Genomic DNA, 20,775 nt, shown 5'->3' on the forward strand with positions numbered 1-20,775 from the left:
TGCAGCAGGGGTCGGATCGGTTCGTCTGCGTAGCGCGACAGGGCGCCTGCGAGTTCGTACGTCCCCATTGACGCGCCCGGAACGGACTGGCAGCCTCACTCGACCGTAGGGTCAATTCCCTTGCAGGAGGCCGGTAGGTGCGGCGGGAGCGTGCTCCCGTTTTCGCGGAGGCCTCGGTTCGCCCACCTGATCAGGTATCCGTGCGCCGCGACGTGCACTCGCTCGAAAACGATTCCGTCGACGCACGGGTCCATGAGGTCCACCCCCACATGTCATGGCTTCGAGGAGGGCACGATGAAACGGTCCACTTTCCTGAGAGCCGCAGCAGGCACCGCACTTGGCGCGTCGGTGCTCGGCGCCTCCGGCGGTGCGCGAGCGGCGGGGCGCCAGGCCCTACGAGTCGACAAGATCCGGGATCTGACCGGGCCCGGCCTGACCACGGCCTATCGGATGGAGGCCACCGACCTCGGCATTCCCGCCCGTACCCCCGACGGACGGATGCTGTTCGTCTTCGGTGACACCTTCGAGCAGGCGCACGTCGGCGGCGGCTGGTGGCGCTCCCCCGTCGCGCTGTGGTCGGACACGACGGACCTCGCCTCGGGGGTGCGCTGGTCCGGCGCCGTCGGTGGGGCCGCGGCCGAGCAGCTGTGGTTCTACGAGCACGACAACCCGGTCTTCTCGACCGTACTGCCGTCCGATGTGATCACCGTCGGCGGCAGCATGTATCTGCACGTCATGGTCAACCAGGGCCTGCACAACGTCGTGTGGACCGAGATCTGGCGGTCCGACGACTCGGGCGCGCACTGGTACCACACGGGCGCCAAGTTCGCCCCGGATGCGCACGGCGGACTGTTCCAGTGCCTCAGCTGGGGGCAGGGCAACGACGGCTGGATATACGTGTACTCCACCGCGTTCACCCGCTCCCGGCCCATCATCCTGACGCGGGTTCGCGCCGACCGGATCGCGGACCCCGGCGCGTACGAACCGTGGGGCTACCGCAACGGCGCCTGGGGCTGGGGCAATCCGGCCACGCCCGTACTGGAGGGGAAGTTCGGCGAGCTGTGCCTGCGGCCGCTCGGCGGGAAGTGGGTACTGACCTGGTTCAACGCCGGTGACTACCGGATCGACGGCATGATCATGGACTACCCCACGTCCAACCTGTACACCGCGCACCGGCGCACGCTCATCCATGGCGGCGAGTGGGGGCAGGAGGACGACTCGCACGTGGCGCAACTCTACGGCGGATACATCATTCCCGGTTCCACGCTGGACGATCTGCACCTCGCCGTCAGCCAGTGGAACACCGCGCAGGGCTGGCCGTACCGCGTGATGCAGCACCGCATCCAGGGCTTCGCCTCCGCGCCGTAAGGGGCCGGCCTCAACCCCGGGACTCAGCCCAGAAGTTGGTCCGCCAGCGCCGCCAGCGGGTCCTCCAAGGCGCGCAGTGCGTCGAGGTCGCCGGTGATGAGGTGCGTGGTGACCAGCTGGGCGGTTGCCGCCACCAGTGCCTCGCAGGAGAACCGGTCCTGCGGGGTGCGGGCGGCGAAGATCTCGGCGATGGCCTCCGCGAAGCGGCGCTGGCCCTCGCGGCGGTGTTCCATCGCCTCCGGTCCCGCCGCGTACACCTCGACGAGGAAGACCCGGGCGAGGGCCGGCTCGTCCGCGAGGGTGCCGAGGTAGATGCGCATCAGGCGGCGGAACTTGGCGGACGGGTCAAGCCTGCGGTCGCCCGTGTCCTTGTCCCGCTCGTCATCGGCAGCGAGTTCGAGCAGGCCCGCAAGCAGCTCCGTACCGGTGTCGAGCGCTTGGACGAAGCAGTCCTGCTTGGAGCGGAACTGCTGGTAGAAGGTCTCCCGGGAGACACCGGCCCGTCGGATGATCTCCGCCACGGAGGTGCCGACATAGCCCTTCTCCATCATGGCGTCCGCCATGGCGACGAGGATCCGCCGCCGCTGCGAGCCGACCACCTGCTCGCGGGTGAGGTGGTGCCGGCCGCTGGGCAGTCGTGCGCTGGACATGGGCGGACCCTAACAGTCGCGGAACTGCGGCGTACACGGTCGCCGGGTGCCTGCGTCAGGACCGCGCACGGGCATACATGGGGAACACAGGTGTACGTGAAGCCCGCCTTCACCAGTACTTACGGCATCCGGGTCGGGCCTCAACTCATCATGTACAGCAATGTTCTTGAGTGCTAGCGTGCGCGCATGCGACGACCTTCGCGCAAGGACCTGCACGGCCGGCAAGTGTTCATCACCGGCGCGGCAAGCGGCATCGGGCGTGCGGTGGCGCTGCGCGCCGCAGCCGCGGGCGCGCAGCTGTACCTCACTGATATCGACGCAAGCGGGCTGGCCACGACCGCCGCCCAGGTCCATGCCTGCGGCGGCGTGGTGGGCCATGCCGAACCGGCCGACATCAGCGACTACGACGCCGTCATGGCACTGGCCGCGCAGATCCACGCGGAGGCCGGGCCCATGGACGTGGTGATGAACGTGGCCGGCATCTCCGCCTGGGGCAGGGTCGACGCTCTGGAGCACCGGCACTGGCGCTCGATGATCGAGGTCAACCTGATGGGGCCCGTCCACGTGATCGAGGCGTTCGTCCCAGCGATGATGGCATCGGGCCGCGGCGGCCATCTCGTCAACGTCGCTTCCGCCGCCGCACTGTTGGGGCTTCCGTGGCACGCCGCGTACAGCGCGTCGAAGTTCGGTCTGCGCGGGATCTCCGAGGTGCTCCGCTTCGATCTGCGCCGGTACGGCATCGGCGTCAGCCTGGTCTGCCCGGGAGCCGTGGACACCCCGCTCACCGCCACCGTGGACATCGTCGGGGTGGACCGGTCGCTGCCCGCCTTCCGGCGCGCGCAGGAGGCGTTCCGCAAGCGGGCCGCCTCGCCCGACGCGGTGGCGGCGGCGATCCTGGCGGGCGTCCGCCGCAACCGCTACCTCGTCCACACCTCGCGGCGGATCCAGGCCGTCCATGTCGCCGAGCGCGTCGTGCCGCCGCTGTACCGGCTTGCCATGCAGTCCATCAACGACGCGGCGGAACGCTTCGTCCGGCAGGCCACGGGCGGCTCCGCCTCGGGACCGAGCCGTCCGAGTTCGCAAGGGGTCCGGTGACTGCCCCGCGGATCCGTCCGGGCGACCGCCGCGAAGTGGGCCTGCGCACCTGGCTGTTCAGCCGGGGCGCGGGACTCGTCGCCGGCACGCGGCCGCCCGCGCTGTTCCTCACCCTGGGCCGGCACCGCAAGCTGTTCCGCGGCTGGCTGCGGTTCGCGGCCCGGCTGATGCCACGCGGCACGCTGCCCCGCAGGGAGAGCGAGCTGGTGATCCTGCGGGTGGCTCATCTACGGGGCTGCGCCTACGAGTTCGAGCACCACCGCCGCCTGGGCCGCCGCGCGGGCGTACGCTCCGCCGATGTGGACCGCGTCGTCGAGGGGCCGGGCGCATCCGGCTGGTCAGCGCGGGAGCGGGCCGTGCTCACCGCGGTCGACCGGCTGCACGAGCAACAGGACCTCGACGATGCGGCCTGGGACGAGCTGCGGACGTACCTTGACGAGGCGCAGACGATCGAGTTCCTGCTGCTCGTCGGCCACTACCAGATGCTGGCCACGACCATCACCGCACTGCGTCTGGTCCCCGACCGGCCGCGCCGCTGACCACAGGCGGCCGCTCGGGGCCCGAGGCGGGCGGCCGGCTACGCTGGCCTGAGCCGGGCGAGTATCCCGTCGAGATCCTGGGAGAAGACGCCGGGCCGGAACACGTGCCCGCCCGGCTCCTCGCGCCACTCATGCGGAATACCCGCTTCGCCGAGGCGGGCACGGAACTCGCGCTGGCCCGCGAGGACTTGGGTCTCGTTCGCGGTGTCGAACCAGTTGACCGGGTCGGGGCTCGTGCCGGCCACCATGAAGACGCGCTTGTTGCGGTAGCTGTCGAGGCGTTCCACCGGGTTGTCGGCGCTCACCCGGGCCTCGTCCCAGGGTGCGCCGTAGACCATGGCTCCGCCCAGGTCCAGGGCGGCCGAGGTCGCGTTGGCCCAGTGCACGACCAGGCCGGAGTCCCGGCGTAGGCTGGCAGGGCCGGAATGCGAGCTGACCGAGGCGAAGTGGCCGTAGTACTTGGCCGCGTACTTCAGGGCGCCGAACCCGCCCATGGAGAAGCCGCCGACCGCGCGGCCGTCGTACTCGGCGTAGGTGCGGAAGTTCGCATCGATCCACGGGAGCAGCTGGGCGATGTGGAAGGTCTCCCAGTTACGTGGACCGGTGTTGGAGCCGACCGGGTTGGAGTACCAGCCGGCGTGGCCCCCGTCCGGCATGACGACGATGAGGGGCCTGCCCGCGGTCAGGGCACGGATGCCCAGGCGGTCGAATTCGATGAAGTCCGCTCCGGTGCCGCCGCCGTGGAACAGATAGAGGACGGGGTAGCGCCTGCCGCTGCCGTGATAGCCGTCCGGCAGCAGGACGTTGACGCCGGGGTTCCAGCCGATCGCGTCGGTCGCGAACCGGTAGTACCACATCCGGGGGTCGCTCTCGTTGCGCTCGACGATCCGTAAGCCGAATCCGTCCTCGGCGGCACCGGCCGGTGCCGCGGCGGCGACCACTCCCGTGCCGGCCATGGCCACCGCTGCCGTCAGACCGCCTGCGGTCCTGAGGAGACTTCTGCGGGTAGGACGTTCCGCGTTCATCCAGACCTCCTATGTAATCGATTTCACGTGAGGCGCGTGGGAACGAGGATGATTGATAGACAACAGTGTTCGCAAGAGTTGTGACCCCGGCGGACCATGCGGTCACGTCTGACGTGCGAGGCGCAGCAGTTGCCGACCATGTGCGGGTCGATATCGATCTGCACCGCGCGCGCCTGGTCGAATCCGGGCAGGAGCTGGGTGTAGGGGAAACTACGAGTTCACCATTGCCAGATGTGCGTGGAGGCTCACTGTCGACCGTATGCACGTCCGGAGGTCCGTAGATGCAGTTCAGGTGTGCCCGGCATGTCGTTCGTGGAGGACTCTCCGCGCTCGTCGCTCTTCCGCTCGTCGCGTGCGGGCATGACACCGCCCCGGCGCCACCGGACCGGGCTGCCGCGACAGAGCAGGCGGCAGACCCTGCCGCGACGAAGCAGGCCGTCGAAGATCTCAAGGAGCTGGAGCGCAAGTACGGCGCACGGCTCGGGGTCTTTGCGGTCAGCACGGGCGACGGGCGGGAGGTCGCCTTCAACGCTGATGAGCGGTTCGCTTACGCCTCCACGTTCAAGGCGTTCGCTGCCGCTGCCGTCCTGCGCAAGTACTCGGTGAGCGGCATGGACAAGGTCGTCATGTACTCGCGGAGCGACCTGATCGACTACTCCCCCGTCACGGAGAAGCATGTCGATACCGGTATGACCCTGCGTGACCTGTGCGATGCGGCCGTCCGCTACAGCGACAACACCGCGGCCAACCTCCTGCTCGACGCACTGGGTGGTCCACAGGGCCTGGCCGCCGCTCTCGCGGAGGCAGGTGACGTCACCACCAAGGTGGTACGCGGTGAGCCCGAACTGAGCCGCTGGGTTCCTGGCGAGACACGTGACACGACCACGCCCCGCGTATGGGCCGATGACCTGCGTGCCTTCGTTCTCGGCGACGCCCTGGGCAAGAACGAACGTGAACAGCTCACTCAGTGGCTGCGGACCAACACCACCGGGGACGAACTCATCAGGGCCGGAGTGCCCAAGGGGTGGACGGTCGGCGACAAGACCGGGACCACCAGCTACTACGGCGGCCGCAACGACATCGCCGTCGTGTGGCCACCCGACGCCGCACCCATCGTCATGGCGATCATGTCCCACCGCGACACCAAGGACGCCCGCCACGACAACAAGCTGATCGCGGAAGCGGCATCCGTGGTCGCCAGGACACTGTCGTAGCGCTTCATCACGAGGAGGTGGTACGGGAGGCCTCACGCGCGGGACTACTTCTGAGCCAGGCAACCGCCTCGCGGCGTTCCGCGTCGGCGAGGACGGAGCCGTGGTCAGCGTCTTCCCATGTTGGACACCCCTCACAACTACGTGACCACGCCCGCCGATTGGGCCTCCGAGCTGAGCGACACGGGCACGGGTGCGCCAAAGGCTCGAAAGCGGCCGCAAAGGATCCGGAAGACGATGCCGGGGCTACTCCCCACAAAGCGTAGGAATTACCAGCCCGGCCCAGAGTGCGCAGCCGATTGCCGACCTCGGCCGCCGGTGCTTGCTTGTGACCTGAGCACGTTCCGCCCGGGGCGCGCCGGCGCGAGGGGGAGGTCCCCATGAGTCAGAAATTCGTCCAGATCATCGACTTCGAGTCGCAGCGGTTCGACGAGATGCAGCAGGTACTCGACCGCTTCGAGCAGCAGATGCAGGGTACGTCCGGCGGCCCCACGCACCGCATCCTGCTCCAGGACCGGGAGCAGCCGGGACGCTACCTCGCGATCATCGAGTTCGAGTCGTACGACGATGCGATGCGCAACAACGAGCGCCCCGAGGTCGCCAAGCTCAACGAGCAGCTCAGCGCTCTGTGCACTCGCGCGCCGTCCTTCACCAACTGCGACCTGAAGGATTCACGCGAACTGAAGTGAGCGGACCGGGAGCGGCTGCTTCGAGGATCCGCCGCGTCGGCGTGCGTAAGGGGCGACCAGTGGGTCCGGCCGCCCCTTACGAGCAGACATTCCAGCCGGGCGTCAGGCCAGGGGCGTCCGGTGGCCATGCCGGTCGCTCGTCCGTCTCACCGCGCAGGACAAAGGTCAAAGGATCCCGCCAATCCCGTCACCCCGCGCTACGGCGATGACCTGACGCGTCACAAGGAGTCGGGCTGTATCCCCGCGGGATCCCGGTACACATGATCGAGCGACAGCAACGCGCCCCCGCGGGCCGCTGCGCTGAACCCCAGCGTGGACGCCATGACGGTGCAGCCACCCGCATCGGGCGCCATGACCCGCACAGCGAGCTCGTCCTGTACGCGGTCGATGATGTGCTCACCGAAGTAGGCGAAGTAGCCGCCGAGCACGATGGCCCGGGGGTTGAGGATGTCCGCCAGGGCCGCGAGGCCCAGCCCGAGGCTGTCGATGATCTTGTCGAACGCGGCCAGGGTGGCCGGGTTTCCTTCGTCGGCTCGGCGCTTCAGTTCGGCGAGCCGCTCTTCCAGGTCCACGGTCACATCGCGCACCGGATCGCCGGGCGCGGCCGCGTGCGAGAGCAGTGCGTTCAGGCCGACGAGCGTCTCGAAGCAGCCCCGCCGGCCGCAGGCACACTCTCCGCCTTCTCCGGCCAGCCGCATATGGCCGATCTCGCCGGCGAACCCGGCGGAACCGCGCAGGAGCCGGCCGTCGGAGATGATGCCGCCGCCGACACCGGTTTCGCCCGTCACGTAGATCAGATCGTGAATGTCGGCGGCGGAAGCGACCAAGTACTCTGCGATGGCGCCGAGTTTGGCATCGTTCTCCAGATGGACGGGCGGGCAGCCACGGCCGAGGCGCTCGCGCAGGCCGCCGATCATGTTCACGTCGCGCCAGCCTAGGTTGGGCGCGTAGGAAACCACTCCGCTGTCCCGCTGGATCACGCCGGGTGCCGCGACCGTGATCGCCACGGGGCGTCGACCTTGGGCCTGTAGCGTCCGGCGGGTCGCGCGGATCGTCTCCGCCGCCAGGTCGAGCACCCGGTCCGGGCCGTCGGCCCGCGCGTCGTGCGCCACACGATGCTCGACGGCGACCTCTCCCCTGAGGTCGAGTGCAACCAGGGAGAGACGGTCGGCGCTGATCTCCAGGCCGATGCCGCACACGGCGCGTCCGTCGATCTCCAGGGTGCGGCTGGGGCGTCCCACGGCACCGTCACGCGCGGCTTCGCCCTCGCGCACGAGGCCGAGCTCCACCAACTCCGCGACCAGGTTGGTGATCGTGGCCTTGGGCAGCCCCGTCTCCGTCGCGATCTGCGTACGCGGACGCGGTCCCGCATCCCGCAGCAGACGCAGCACCAGACCAAGGTTGGTACGGCGCAGCGACGCACGGTCCCCTGCTCGGGACGGTTCGTCCAAGCCCAGGTCCCGTACGCCGGCTCCCCGCAGATCTGCCGTCACTGGGCCTCTCCTTGCGCACTCGTTTCCTGCCCGGGCCAACGTACGCGAACGACCAGCGCCAGGCGAGACCCGAGAGGGACAGAGCTTTCGCTCTCCTACCCATTGACTAGGCCTTATTTATTTTAGATTCTAGCCGAACTAATCAGAGTCGGTGGTGGAGGCGATCGATCAGGTGACCGGCGGTGCGACGACAGCGCGCTATCACGTCCGCTTCCAGCTCAGGCCCGGCGACGATCTCGCCGACCGTGCGGCCGGTCTGGCCAAGATGTGTTTCGAGAACGATGTCGCCGAGGTCGTTCTGCTGCTCGGCGCCGAGGAGGCGTACACCGGCCATCTGGCCGGGGCGGAGCAGGAGCGCTGGTACGCGGCCACGGCGCAGGCACACGACGTCCTGACCGGCTCGGGCATCTCCGTCAGCCTCAACCCGTGGGTCACCGTCGGGCACGCCGACCGTGGCCGCGCAAACCGGCTCGGTTTCGCCCCGATGGTCTCGCCGACCGGTCAAGTGGCCGCGGCCCAGGCATCGTTCGCCTGTCCCGTGTGGCGCGACTGGCTGTACTCGCACTACGGACGCTTCGCCCGCCTGGGCTTCCGCGTGCTGTGGATCGAGGACGACTTCCGCTTCCACAACCACGCCCCGCTCGACTGGGGCGGCGGCTTCGAGCCGCTGATGATGGAGCGCCTGTCCCGGCTGGCGGGCGAGGAACTCGTACGGGAAGAGGTCGTCGCTGCCGTCACCGCGCCCGGCCGCCCGCACCCTTGGCGCGCCCTGTTGCAGCATGTGTGGCGGACCGCGCAACTCGAGGTCGCGGAGGGTCTGGCAGAGGTCGTACGGGAGAACTCAGCGGGGCGGTCGCAGCTGGGTCTGATGAGTTCGGTACCCGCCGCGCACTCCGTCGAAGGACGCGACTGGGACGCCCTGTACGGTGCGCTGTCGATCGGTGGGCGCGTCACACAGCGTCCGCACTTCGCACCCTATGCGGATACACCGGCCCGCCAACTGACGGCGTCGGTATGGGCCCTTGAGGTGCAGCGCTCACTGCGTCCCGGGTACGTGGCGTGCGAACCGGAGATCGAGAACTGGCCGCACACCACATGGGCCAAGTCGGATACCCAGACCTGGTCGGAGATGGTCACCGCCCAGCTCTCCGGCGCCGACGCCCTGATGCTGAACGTGCACCCCAGCTCCGCCGGCCGCGCCCAGGAGTACCCGCGCATCGACCGGCTGCTCAGCCGTGCCCGGCCGGCTCTCGACTGGGTCGCCCGACTGCGCCCGGAGCAATCGGCCTCGCTGGGTGTCGGCCTGCCCTGGCGGCCGGACACCGCATCCCGTCTGCGTACGGTCGAGGGGTCCTTGGGTGAGCTGGAGGCCGATCCGGCCGCCACGGCGGAGTTCCTGCTCGGCTACGGCGTACCGGTCACCGCCGAACAGGGGCCGGTCCAGGCACTGTTCGGTCGGGCCGTCGACGCGTTCGGCGACGAAGAGCTGCGCGCCATGCTGCACGGAGGGCTCCTTCTGGACGGCGTGTCCGCGCACCTTCTGGCAGAGCGTGGCTTCGCCGGTCTGCTCGGTATACGGGCTGCGCAGGTGCACGCCCGCGAAGCGACAGTGCCGCCCGGACCGTACGCGACCGAGCGGATCCTGGGCGACACGGACGAAGGCGCGCACTTGAGCGTCGACGTGCAGCCGGCACTGGCCCGGCTCGAGCCCGCCCCCGGCGCCGAAGTTGTCACCGATGTCCTGACGCCGGATGGCACCTACTGGGGCGCAGGCCGCTGCCACTACGTCAATGAGCTGGGCGGACGGGTCGCGGTGCTCGCGGCGACCGCGCCGGCCCGGCTCGCGCGCAGCGACCGGGGGCAGCGACTGCTCCATGCGTCCGTGCGCTTCCTCGAGGGCGGGCGTTCCTGGCTGCCCCTGGTCGACGGCGCCCCTCATCTCATCCCTCACCTGTCGCGTACCGGTGACCTCATCCGGCTCGCGATCGCCAACGGCAGTGCCGATCCGGCCCATCCGCGCATCGCCCTGCCCGCCAGTCCCGACGCCGTACGCGCCACCCTGCTCGCGCCACTGGCCGCACCGGCCCCGGCGCCCACCACACAGGCCACCGGCCTCCTTGAACTCGAGCCCGCTCTGCCGCACCGCGGCTGGCTGGTCCTCGAATGGCGAACTGCCTCCGGGTGGTCGCCCGTTCGGTCCCCCTCCCCCCTCTCCTGAAGCGAGGAGTTGTCGTGTCAGCTCGTACCAGAGCAAGGACCGCCGGCATGATCGCCGCCGTGGCGGCCCTGATGTCCGGCGCCACGATCGCATCGCCGGCCACAGCCGCCGACGACCCGACGTATTCGGTCACGGTCGGCAGCAAGGGCACATGGAACAACCCGGACGACACCCCGGCCGCCACGTACATCGACAAGGACGGCACCTTCCACTACCAGCAGGCACACGCGCTCTACTCCGCCGACGACCCGCGCAAGTGGTCCTTCTACACCGGGCGCGACTTCGACTCCGCGAAGCTGGACACCAAGACCAGCAACGCGGTCGACCCGGCCAACTCCCTCGACCGCAACAACGACACGACCTGGCGCTGCAACAACAGCCCGACCGGCCGCGAGTCGACGTACGCACCCGACACCTCCCACTACGCGCAGAAGAACTACTGCGACCTCATGGGCGTGTGGGTCGACCCGGATACGGGCGACTGGTACGGCCTCGTGCACAACGAGTTCACGCCCAGCCCCTTCGACGACGGCCTGCACTACGACGCGATCGACTACGCCGTATCCAAGGACCAGGGAAAGACCTGGGACATCAAGGACCACGTCCTGACCTCGCCGTTCAGCACGAAGCGCGGTGACACCGAGGCCTTCCCGAACGACCTCTACCACTACGGCAACGGCGATGCGCGCCTGTTCGTCGACACCGCTTCGGGCTACTTCTACGTCTACTACAACTCCCGGGCGATCCCGAAGGGCGGTGTCTCCGGCGGCTGGACCGACGGCAGCCGCGGCCATGTCGCGCGCGCCCCGATGTCCGCGAAGATGGCGCCGGGCTCCTGGAAGAAGTGGTACGACGGCGACTGGTCGCAGCCCGGTGTCGGCGGCCTGGAAAGCAACATGGAGCCGGTCACGGCAAACAAGCCGCTCGGCTACACGCCGCCCGAGCACGACTACGACCCGGCCAACGACGGCAATGTCGCCGAGCAGGTCGCTGCCGGTGAACTGCCCGCCAAGTCAGACCTGCTGACGATGAACATCGCGTACAACGCCCACCTGGGCCTGTACATCGGCACACCGGAGGCGATCGTCCAGGACAGCAGCGAGTCCCAGCGCTTCTACGCCACGGACGATCTGTCCACGCAGAAGTGGAAGCTCATCGGCGACACCGGTGACTACAAGTCCGGCTCCTGGTACCGCTGGATGCTGGACTCGGTGAACAACACCGGCTCCACCATCGTCGGCAAGAACTTCCGCAGCTACTGCTCGTGGCAGTGCTCCGACGAGGCGAGCGGCGAGTACGTCGACATCAGCCTCGGCACCGATGCCCCGGCCGCTCCGGTCGAGGAGGGCAAGGCCTACACCATCGCGAACGGTGACGGGCGCGCACTGGCCCAGGCCGGCGGCAAGGGTGTCACGTCGCTGCCCGCCGCCGACGGATCCGCCCGTAGCCAGTGGGTCTTCACCTCGAACGGTGACGGCTCGTACACCGTCGCCAACGCCGCCACGAAGCAGCTCCTCGGCGTCGACTCGGCCAAGGACGCAGGCCGCGCCTGGTCGGCGAAGCCGACAGTGACCTCGGCCCCGAAGAGTGGTCCGACGGTCGGCCAGCAGTGGTTCGTCATCGAGAACACCACGAGGGACGGTGAGCTCACCGGCACGTACCGCCTGGTCAACCGCTACAGCGGCCTGGTCATCGGGATGTCGGACGCTGAGGGCCGTGCCGTGGAGACCACACCGACCCGGGCGTGGACGGACACCAGCGGTTCGGCGGTCGGCGGTTCCAGAACGCCCTCGGAGCAGACGCTGAGCCTCGACGCCACCGACTGATCCGCCCCTCGCCGGCCCGAGAACCGTCTACCCCGGAAGGTGGCACGCCACCTGCCTGCCCCCGCCCCCCGTCAGCAGCGGCCGCTCCGTGCGACAGATGTCCTCGGCACGTGGGCAGCGCGGATGGAAGCCGCAGCCGGGCGGCGGGGCGGCCGGGCTCGGGGGATCGCCGCGCAGCACGATGCGTTCGCGTGTGCGCTCGGCCGCCGGGTCGGGCAGGGGGATGGCGGACAGCAAGGCTTGTGTGTAGGGGTGTTGGGGGTTCGCGTACACCTCCTTCTTGTCGCCGCTCTCCACGATCCGGCCGAGGTACATCACCGCCACCCGGTCGCAGACCCGTTTGACCACGGAGAGGTCGTGGGCGATGAAGACATACGCCAGGCCGAGGTCCTGCTGCAGGTCCTGCATGAGGTTGACGATCTGGGCCTGGACGGAGACGTCGAGGGCGGAGACCGGTTCGTCGGCGATGATCAGGCGCGGGCCCGTGGCCAATGCGCGGGCTATGCCGATGCGCTGGGCCTGGCCGCCGGAGAATTCGTGGGGGTAGCGGTCGAGGTGTTCGGGGATCAGCCCGACCTGCCCCATCAGTTCCGCCGCCCGCTCCCGCGCCTCGGCGGCCTTGCGGCCCTGGACGAGCAGCGGGTCGGAGATGATGCGGGCCACGGTCTGGCGGGGGTTGAGGGAGGAGTGCGGGTCCTGGAACACCATCTGGAGGTGTTTGCGCAGGGGGCGCAGGCCGCCGGGTGACAGGTGGGTGATGTTCCGGCCGTCGAACTCCACGGATCCCGCGGTCGGTTCGAGCAGCCGGACGATCATCCGGCCCGTGGTGGACTTGCCGCAGCCCGACTCACCCACGAGGCCGAGGGTCTCTCCTTCCCGTACGTCGAAGGAGACCCCGTCGACGGCCCGCACGGGACGGCTTCGGCGGGCGGGGAACGTCATGGTCAGGTCGGACACATGGAGAAGCGGGCTGCCGCTCATACGGCCACCTCCTGGGCAGTCAGCGGGTGGTGGCAGGCCGTGTGCCGCCCGGGTGAGCCGAGCGGAAGCAGTTCGGGCCGGTGTTCCTCGCACCGCTCCCGCCCCGCCGCGTCCAGCGTGGCCACCCGCGCGCACCGGGGCGCGAACGCACAGCCCGGCGCCGGGTCGCGCAGGGAGGGCGGGGTGCCGGAGATGGACCGCAGCGGTGTGTCGTCGCTGTCGTCGAGGCGGGGCAGCGAGTCGAGCAGGCCGCGTGTGTACGGGTGGCCGGGTGCGGCGAACAGGGCGTCCACGCCGGCCTGTTCGGCGGTCCGTCCCGCGTACATCACCAGGACCTCATGGGCCACGCGCGCCACCACCCCGAGATCGTGGGTGATCATCACGATGCCCAGGCCGCGCTCCTCCTGGATACGGGCGAGGAGTTCGAGGATCTGGGCCTGCACGGTGACATCGAGGGCGGTGGTGGGCTCGTCGGCGATCAGGAGATCCGGTTCGCAGGCGAGCGCCATCGCGATCATCGCGCGCTGGCGCATCCCGCCGGAGAACTGGTGCGGGTACTCCCCCGCCCGCCGCTTGGGCTCGGGGATGCCGACCTCGGCCAGCATGTCGACGGCCCGACGCCGGGCGGCCGCTCGTGAGGCGCGCAGATGGACGCGGACGTGCTCGGCGACCTGCTCGCCGACTGTGTAGTAGGGGTGCAGGCCGGACAGCGGATCCTGGAAGATCATCGCCATGCGGCGGCCGCGCAGCCGGGAGAGTTCCTTCTCGGCGCGGCCGACGAGCTCCGTACCGGAAAGAGCGATGGAGCCGGTGACGGTGGCCCGTTCGCGGTGCAGGCCCATGACCGCGAGGGAGGTCACGGACTTGCCCGATGCCGACTCGCCGACGATGCCGAGCGTGCGTCCGGCCTCGACGCGGAAGCCCACGCCGTCCACGGCCTTTACGTCGTGTCCGTCGGGGGTGTGGAAGGTGACGGAGAGGTCGCTGACCTCAAGGAGGGGGACGTCGGCGGGCATCAGAACCTCACTCGGGGGTCGACGACCGCGTAGAGCAGGTCCACGACCAGGTTGGCGATGACGATGAAGGAGGCGGCGAGCAGTGTGACGCCGAGGATGATCGGCTGGTCCTGGGTGACGAGGGCCTTCTGGAAGAGCTGGCCGACGCCTTGGAGCCCGAAGATCTGCTCGGTGATGATGGCGCCCGCGAGCAGTCCGGCGAGATCCATGCCGAAGATGGTGAGGAGCGGTGTCATCCCGGTCCGCAGGCCGTGCTTGACGATGACCGTCCGCTCCGGCATGCCTTTGGCTCGGGCCGTGCGGATATACGGCTCGGCCATCGCCTCGATCATCGAACCGCGGCTGATCCGCGTGTACATGGCGGCGTACAGGAAGGCGAGGGCGATCCAGGGCAGGAGCAGGTTCGATGCCCAGCCGAGCGGGTCGTCGGTGAGCTTCTCGTAGGCCGGATACGGCAGCCAGCCGAGCGTCTTGATGAAGAGCAGGATCAGCAGCCCGGACGTGAAGTAGACGGGCATGGAGGCGGCGGCCACCGCGCCGATCATCAGGGAGCGGTCGGTGCCGGTGTCCTTGCGCAGGGCGGCGGTGACGCCGGTGCCGAGGCCGAGGAGCAGCCACAGTGCGGCGGCTCCGACGGCGAGGGAGACGGAGACCGGCAGGCGGTCCACGAGCATGTCCCGGACGGGTTCGGAGTAGGCGTACGAGTAGCCGAGGCACGGGAAGTCGCAGGAGATCGCGAACTGTCCGGTGCCGAGCGAGCGGCCGGTGAAGATGCCGGTGAGGAAGTGCCGGAACTGCTCTGCGATCGGGGCGTCCAGGCCCATGTAGTGGCGTACGGCGTCGAGTTGTTCGGGACTGCAGACCTTGCCGCAGGCCGCCTGGGCGGGATCGGCCGGCATCACGTAGAAGATCGTGAAGGTGACGGCGGCGATGGCGAGCAGTACGCCGGACGCCCCGAGCAGCCTACGGGCGACGTACAGGATCATGAGCGCCCTCCCGTGCGTCCGGTCTTCGGATCGAGGACATCGCGCAGCGCGTCGCCGAGCAGGGTGAAGGCGAGGACGGCGAGGAAGAGGAAGACCGTCGGGATGACGAAATACATCGGGTCGGTCTCGTAGAAGTTGTAGCTCTCGGCGATCAGTTGTCCCCAGGACGGGGTGGGCGGGCGCACGCCGACGCCGAGGAAGCTGAGTGCCGCCTCGGTGGCGATCATGCCCGGGATGAGGAGGGTCGTATACGCGATGACGGGGCCCGAGACGCCCGGCAGGATGTCGCGCGTCAGGATGCGCCAGGTGGTGGCGCCGCCCACGCGGGCGGCGTCCACGTATTCGCGGTGCTTGAGCGAGAGCGTCTGGCCGCGCACCACGCGGGCGATGCCCGGCCAGCCGAACAGGCCGATGACCAGCGTCATCAGAAGGATCCGGTTGACGTCCCCGGCCACCGACATCATCGCGATCATGAAGATCAGCGACGGGAAGGACATCGTCAGGTCCATGAGCCGGGACAGGGCCGCATCCACCCGGCCTCCGAAGTAGCCGGCCGCGATCCCGGCCGCCGTGCCCGCGAGCACCACGATGGCGGTGCTCGCGAAGGCGATGAGCAGCGAGACCTGCGCGCCGTGCACGACGCGCGCGAACAGGTCGCGGCCGGTCAGCGGCTCCACACCGAACCAGTGCTCGGAGCCGATGCCGCCGAGCGGTCCGATGGGGATGCCGCCGACATACGGGTCGATGGCGTTCTTGTCGAACTCGTTGGGGCTCCAGCCGCCCAGCCGGCTGAGCAGCGGGGCGGCAGCGGCCATGAAGACGAAGAGTGCGACGACGGCGAGGGCGATCTTCACGGAGGTGCGGCGCCGCAGCTCCGCACGGGCCAGGCGCCATGGACTCGTACCCGGCGCTTCGGTGAGCATGGTCATCGAGTCGCTCAACTCTGGCTCTTCTTCGGGTCCTTGAGGCCGATCGTCGCGTAGTCGAGCTGCGCGGCCCACACCGGGTGGGCGTAGGCGCCCGCGATGTTGGTGCCGATGAGCAGCGGCTTGCGCTCGATGGCGACCGGGATGGACGGGGCCTTCTTCATCACCTCGGCGTCCAGGGCGGCCCACTGTTCATTGGCCTTCGCGACGTCCTCGATCTTCTTGATCCCGTCGATCCGGTCCATGGTCGCCTGGTCGCGGAACTGGGAGATGTTCGAGGAGTTGCCCTTCTCGGTGATGAACCTGCCGTCGAAGACGAACGGCAGGAAGGTCGCACCGGACGGATAGTCGGGGCACCAGCCGCTGTACGCGAGGTCGGGGGCGTTCTTGGTGTCACCGATGACGTCGTAGTAGGCGGCCGGGTCCACGGTGTCGACCTGCACGCTGATGCCCGCCTTGCCGAGCGCTTCCTGGATGGCCTCGCCGCGGCCCTTCTCGCCGGTGGAGACGGTCATGGTGACCTTCAGGTTCTCCTTGCCGGCCGACTTGAGCAGCTGCTTGGCCTTCTCCTGGTCGCCGGTCGGCGGGATCTTCAGGCTGTCGGGCTGGGTGCCGCCGGTCAGGGCGGGCGGCATGTACGCGGTGGCGATCTCGTTGAGTGCGGGCCCGCCGCTCGCGGTGACCACGGACTCCTTGTCGACGGCGTACTGGACCGCCTCGCGGACCAACGGGTCGTCGAAGGGGGCCTTGGTGGTGTTGAGGTGCAGCATGCTGGTGCACGCGCCCACCTCGGAGACGAAGCGCTTCTTCACCTCGTCGTCGGTGAGCACCTTCGATGCGGAACCGGGCTGCAGATCGGACCAGGCGAGCGCGGAGGCGTCGGGGCCGTCGGAGGCTATGAGCCGGTCGTCGATCTGGGTACCCTTGAGGCCCATCACCATCACGAACTTGTCCGGGTAGGCCTTGCGCACCTCGTCCGTCGCCGGGTCCCAGTGCTCGTTGCGCACGAGGACGAGTTTCTTCTCTCGCTCGTATGACTCGATCTTGTACGGGCCCGAGGAGAACGGGTGGTTGTCGTACTTGACGCCCGTCTCCTTGGAAGCGGGAACGGGCGAGAAGGTCGGCAGCGTGACTGTGGAGCCGAACTCATGGACCGGCTGGTTGAGTTCGAAGACGATCGTGTGGTCGTCGGGCGTCTTGACCGAGTCGAGGTGCTCGCCCTTGAGCGGCCCGGTGTAGCCCTCGGTGCCGGCGAGGTAGCGCTTGGCGTAGTCGGGGCCGCTGGTCAGCTCGGTGGCGAAGGAACGCTCGACGTTGTACTTGATGTCCTGCGCCTTCACCTCGCTGCCGTCCTCGTATTTCACGCCCTTCTTCAGCTTGAACGTCCAGGTCCTCCCGCCGTTGGCCGGCTGCCCGAGGTCGGTGGCGAGGTCCGGGACGACCTCCAGGCCCTCCTTGCCCGGGGCCGCCTTGAACGTGGTCAGCGTGCGGTAGAGCAGCCGCGTGCCGAAGTCCATGGTCGGCATCGTCCAGTTGCGGGCCGGGTCGAGGTGGGCGAAGTCCTGGTTGGACAGGATCGTCAGGGTCCCGCCCTTGTTCGGCGCACCGCCTGCGATCTTTCCGTCGTTGGCCGCGGCGGGGTTCTTGCGCCCGCCGCCCTCGCCCGACCCCTTGGAGTCCTGCGAACAGCCCGCAACGGACAGGGAGATGACTACGGCGGTGGCGAGGGTCAGGCGGGTACGCGCGTTCATCGTGGGCGCTCCTGAGGGTCATGAAGGCAGGCACGGAAGAAGGTCGCGGAGCGGAAAGCTCGGCGCCGTGCGATATGTGGCACGTAACATAGCAATGTGAAATTGTACTGAGAACCCCTCAGCGGCGAAGACCCTGAACTGACCCCGAACCAACCCCGAACCGAGCCCGAACCGGCTTCTGCGCTTGGAGAGTTCATGACCGAAATCTCGGCACAGTCCGCACGTCCTCGCACCACCTCCCACGACCTCGACGTCTCCCCCGAGCTCGCCGCCTCCATGGCGCAGGGCTGGGCGCCCAGTCCGCTGCCCGGCGAACTGGAGCTGCCCATGGCCGCGTTGACGGCCCGGCGCCGCGCCCGTCTGTCGGCCCGCTTCCCCGGTGAGCGGCTGATCGTCCCGGCGGGCGAGCTGAAGGTGCGGTCCAACGACTGCGACCACCGCTTCCGCCCGCACAGCGCGTACGCCCATCTCACGGGCCTGACCGGCGAGGAGCAGGCCGGGCACGTCCTGGTCCTGGAACCGTCCGGCACGTCGGGGCACGAGGCGGTCCTTCACATACGGCCGCGCTCGCAGCGCTCCGACGGCACCGGCGCGTTCTTCCGCGACCGGCGCTACGGCGAGTTCTGGGTGGGCCGCCGCCCCGACCTCGCCGAGGCCGAGCGGATGACGGGCATCCGCTGCACAGAACTCACGGACCTTCCTCCCGGCCGCGACGCCTCGGCCGACCGCGAACTGCAGGCCGCATTGAGCGAGTTGCGCCTCATCAAGGACGCCTGGGAGGTCGAGCAGCTGCAGCTGGCCGTCGACCACACGACCGCCGGCTTCGAGGACGTGGTCCGCGCCCTGCCTGCCGCCCTGCGCCATCCGCGCGGGGAGCGCTGGATCGAGGGCGTCTTCAACCTGCGGGCCCGCGCGGAGGGCAACGGCCTCGGCTACGACACCATCGCCGCATCCGGAGCCCACGCCTGCGTCCTGCACTGGATCCGCAACGACGGACACCTCGACCCGGACCACCTGCTGCTGCTCGACGCGGGCGTGGAGACCGACACCCTCTACACCGCCGACATCACCCGCACCCTTCCCCTGTCCGGCCACTACTCCCCCGTACAGCGCCGGGTGTACGAACTGGTCCTGGCCGCCCAGGAGGCAGGTATCGCAGCCCTGCGCCCCGGCGCGAGCTTCCGCGACTTCCACCGGGCGGGGATGCGGGTGATCGCCGAGGGCCTGACCGACTGGGGCATCCTCAAATCCCCCGAGGGGGACCTCCACCGGCGCTACACCCTCTGCAACAGCGGCCACATGCTCGGGCTCGACGTGCACGACTGCGCCCAGGCCCGCACTCAGACGTACATGGACGGCGAGCTGGCCGAAGGTCATGTCCTGACCGTCGAGCCCGGCCTGTACTTCCAGCCCGACGACGAGACCCTGCCGCCCGAACTGCGCGGGATCGGTGTGCGCATCGAGGACGATCTGCTGATCACGACGGAGGGGGCGCGGCTGATGTCCTCGGCTCTGCCCAGGACTCCGGGCGCGATCGAGGACTGGATGGAAGCGCTCCGGGAAGGGTGAGGCTCCAAGAAGGGTGAGGCTTCAAGTGGTTCCGGTCTGCTGCCGTCGGCCTCTTGGCAGCCTCAGTGCCATGTGAAATATTACTGAGGTGTCCACGGAATCCACGAGAACCTCCTTGAGCACAGGCCGAGTTCGCAGCGCGCCGGACGTCATCGTCATCGGTGCCGGTGTGGTCGGTGCCGCCTGTGCCTACTACGCCGCCCGCGCCGGGCTCTCCGTCACCGTCCTCGACCGGGGTCCTGTGGCGGGCGGCACCACCGGCGCGGGCGAGGGCAACCTCCTGGTCTCCGACAAGGAGCCGGGCCCCGAGCTCGAACTCGCCCTGCACTCGGCGCGGTTGTGGCGGGAACTCGCCACCGAGCTGCCCGCCGCGATCGAGTACGAGACGAAGGGCGGCGTCGTCGTCGCCCGTGACGAGAGCGGTCTCGCGGCGCTGCGCACCTTCGCCGCCACCCAGACCAAGGCCGGGGTCGACGCCCACGAGGTCACCGGCGACCGGCTCCACGACCTGGAGCCGCACGTGGCCGAGGGGATGGCCGGCGCGTTCCACTATCCCGGAGACGCGCAGGTCCAACCCGCCCTCGCCGCCGCCCACTTGCTGCGCTCCTCGGGCGCGCGGGTGCGCTGCGGCGAGGAGGTCACGGAGATACGCAGGGCCGGGGACGGGTCGGTACGCGGGGTGACCACCGCGTCGGGACTGCGGCTCGACGCGCCGTACGTGGTCAACGCGGCCGGGACCTGGGGTGGTTCCCTGGCCCGTCTCGCCGGGGTGGACCTGCCCGTCCTCCCCCGCCGCGGCTTCGTCCTGGTCACAGAGCCGCTGCCGCGTGTGGTGCGGCACAAGGTGTATGCGGCGGACTACGTGGCCGATGTGGCGAGCGGTTCGGCGGCGCTGCAGACCTCGGCGGTCGTCGAGGGCACGCCTGCGGGTCCGGTCCTGATCGGGGCGAGCCGTGAACGGGTGGGCTTCGACCGTACGTTGTCCACGGAGGTGCTCCGTCGTCTCGCCGCCCAGGCGACCGCGCTCTTCCCGGTCCTCGCGGGGGTGCGGGTGATCCGCACGTACGCGGGTTTCCGGCCCTACCTGCCGGATCATCTGCCCGCGATCGGGCCCGATCCACGGGTGCCGGGGCTGCTGCATGCCTGCGGGCACGAAGGGGCGGGGATCGGGCTTGCACCCGCGACGGGGGCGCTGATCGCGGCGGCCCTGGTGGGTGACCTGCCGCTGATGGACCCGGCGGCGTTCCGCCCGGACCGGTTCGGGGACTGCGGCCTGCCCGAGAACCCGGCCGGCTCGGGCCGGCCCGGCGCACCGGCCGGGACCGGTCCGCCCGGCGCCCCACTCCACTCCCCCGAAGCCGACCGTTCACCCGCCCCGGGATCCCCGGAACCCAACCGTTTCCCCGACTCCCCGGAAGCGACTGCCTGATGA

17 protein-coding genes are annotated in these 20,775 nt (G+C 69.4%); 9 read left to right on the plus strand and 8 right to left on the minus strand.

From position 1 onward, the window contains the following. Positions 1–294: 294 nt before the first annotated feature. The gene (locus ACIBI4_RS00205; protein WP_399201215.1) at positions 295–1,368 is read left to right on the plus strand and encodes a DUF4185 domain-containing protein; all 1,074 of its coding nucleotides are present in this window, start codon (positions 295–297) and stop codon (positions 1,366–1,368) included. 23 nt (positions 1,369–1,391) lie between these two features. Here the strand turns inward: ACIBI4_RS00205 and ACIBI4_RS00210 are convergent, their stop codons facing one another. Beyond that, complete coding sequence (locus ACIBI4_RS00210) at positions 1,392–2,018, minus strand: TetR/AcrR family transcriptional regulator (RefSeq protein ID WP_399201216.1); 627 nt, start codon at positions 2,016–2,018, stop codon at positions 1,392–1,394. A gap of 186 nt (positions 2,019–2,204) precedes the next feature. Here ACIBI4_RS00210 and ACIBI4_RS00215 point away from each other — a divergent pair, with 186 nt between their 5' ends. Both ACIBI4_RS00215 and ACIBI4_RS00220 read left to right on the plus strand, forming a co-directional pair. Further along, the gene (locus tag ACIBI4_RS00215; protein ID WP_399201217.1) at positions 2,205–3,113 is read left to right on the plus strand and encodes an SDR family oxidoreductase; all 909 of its coding nucleotides are present in this window, start codon (positions 2,205–2,207) and stop codon (positions 3,111–3,113) included. Further along, entirely contained in the window at positions 3,110–3,652 is a 543-nt protein-coding gene (locus tag ACIBI4_RS00220) for a carboxymuconolactone decarboxylase family protein (protein WP_399201218.1), read from the plus strand. The genes ACIBI4_RS00215 and ACIBI4_RS00220 overlap by 4 nt, the downstream gene beginning before the upstream one ends. A gap of 38 nt (positions 3,653–3,690) precedes the next feature. On the opposite strand, the gene ACIBI4_RS00225 is transcribed toward ACIBI4_RS00220, so the two are convergent. Continuing rightward, positions 3,691–4,677 (minus strand): alpha/beta hydrolase, encoded by a 987-nt coding sequence (locus tag ACIBI4_RS00225; protein ID WP_399201219.1) that lies wholly within the window; start codon positions 4,675–4,677, stop codon positions 3,691–3,693. A 281-nt stretch (positions 4,678–4,958) separates the two neighbouring features. Here ACIBI4_RS00225 and bla point away from each other — a divergent pair, with 281 nt between their 5' ends. Both bla and ACIBI4_RS00235 read left to right on the plus strand, forming a co-directional pair. Next, complete coding sequence (bla, locus tag ACIBI4_RS00230; protein ID WP_399201220.1) at positions 4,959–5,891, plus strand: class A beta-lactamase; 933 nt, start codon at positions 4,959–4,961, stop codon at positions 5,889–5,891. 377 nt (positions 5,892–6,268) lie between these two features. After that, positions 6,269–6,577: a hypothetical protein gene (locus tag ACIBI4_RS00235; RefSeq protein WP_399201221.1), complete on the plus strand. Its 309-nt coding sequence runs from the start codon at positions 6,269–6,271 to the stop codon at positions 6,575–6,577. A gap of 218 nt (positions 6,578–6,795) precedes the next feature. Here the strand turns inward: ACIBI4_RS00235 and ACIBI4_RS00240 are convergent, their stop codons facing one another. Further along, on the minus strand, positions 6,796–8,070 hold the full coding sequence (locus tag ACIBI4_RS00240) for an ROK family protein (RefSeq protein ID WP_399201222.1): 1,275 nt from the start codon (positions 8,068–8,070) through the stop codon (positions 6,796–6,798). 151 nt (positions 8,071–8,221) lie between these two features. On the opposite strand from ACIBI4_RS00240, the gene ACIBI4_RS00245 reads away from it, so the two are divergent. Both ACIBI4_RS00245 and ACIBI4_RS00250 read left to right on the plus strand, forming a co-directional pair. Next, entirely contained in the window at positions 8,222–10,288 is a 2,067-nt protein-coding gene (locus ACIBI4_RS00245) for a hypothetical protein (protein ID WP_399201223.1), read from the plus strand. 47 nt (positions 10,289–10,335) lie between these two features. Then, positions 10,336–12,114 carry an RICIN domain-containing protein gene (locus ACIBI4_RS00250; RefSeq protein ID WP_399201225.1) on the plus strand — a complete coding sequence of 593 codons (1,779 nt, stop codon included), beginning with the start codon at positions 10,336–10,338 and terminating at the stop codon, positions 12,112–12,114. Between the two features lie 27 nt (positions 12,115–12,141). On the opposite strand, the gene ACIBI4_RS00255 is transcribed toward ACIBI4_RS00250, so the two are convergent. From ACIBI4_RS00255 to ACIBI4_RS00275, 5 genes are read right to left on the minus strand one after another with little or no spacing between them, the layout of a single operon-like run. Further along, on the minus strand, positions 12,142–13,095 hold the full coding sequence (locus tag ACIBI4_RS00255; RefSeq protein ID WP_399201226.1) for an ABC transporter ATP-binding protein: 954 nt from the start codon (positions 13,093–13,095) through the stop codon (positions 12,142–12,144). Continuing rightward, positions 13,092–14,111 carry an ABC transporter ATP-binding protein gene (locus tag ACIBI4_RS00260; protein WP_399201227.1) on the minus strand — a complete coding sequence of 340 codons (1,020 nt, stop codon included), beginning with the start codon at positions 14,109–14,111 and terminating at the stop codon, positions 13,092–13,094. The genes ACIBI4_RS00255 and ACIBI4_RS00260 overlap by 4 nt, the downstream gene beginning before the upstream one ends. Next, on the minus strand, positions 14,111–15,097 hold the full coding sequence (locus ACIBI4_RS00265) for an ABC transporter permease (protein ID WP_399201228.1): 987 nt from the start codon (positions 15,095–15,097) through the stop codon (positions 14,111–14,113). The genes ACIBI4_RS00260 and ACIBI4_RS00265 overlap by 1 nt, the downstream gene beginning before the upstream one ends. Beyond that, on the minus strand, positions 15,094–16,026 hold the full coding sequence (locus ACIBI4_RS00270; protein ID WP_399201979.1) for an ABC transporter permease: 933 nt from the start codon (positions 16,024–16,026) through the stop codon (positions 15,094–15,096). Before ACIBI4_RS00270 ends, ACIBI4_RS00265 begins: the two co-directional genes overlap by 4 nt. 8 nt (positions 16,027–16,034) lie before the next feature. Beyond that, a complete protein-coding gene (locus ACIBI4_RS00275) occupies positions 16,035–17,774 on the minus strand; it encodes an ABC transporter substrate-binding protein (RefSeq protein WP_399201229.1) in 1,740 nt (579 codons plus the stop codon). Positions 17,775–17,969: 195 nt separating this feature from the next. Between ACIBI4_RS00275 and ACIBI4_RS00280 the strand changes: the two genes are divergently transcribed. Both ACIBI4_RS00280 and ACIBI4_RS00285 read left to right on the plus strand, forming a co-directional pair. Then, positions 17,970–19,343 carry an aminopeptidase P family protein gene (locus tag ACIBI4_RS00280; protein WP_399201230.1) on the plus strand — a complete coding sequence of 458 codons (1,374 nt, stop codon included), beginning with the start codon at positions 17,970–17,972 and terminating at the stop codon, positions 19,341–19,343. Positions 19,344–19,458: 115 nt separating this feature from the next. After that, on the plus strand, positions 19,459–20,772 hold the full coding sequence (locus ACIBI4_RS00285) for an NAD(P)/FAD-dependent oxidoreductase (protein ID WP_399201231.1): 1,314 nt from the start codon (positions 19,459–19,461) through the stop codon (positions 20,770–20,772). The last annotated feature ends 3 nt before the right edge of the window (positions 20,773–20,775 follow it).

This window comes from Streptomyces sp. NPDC050418, from assembly GCF_044458745.1.
In the GTDB taxonomy this organism is placed as follows: domain Bacteria; phylum Actinomycetota; class Actinomycetes; order Streptomycetales; family Streptomycetaceae; genus Streptomyces.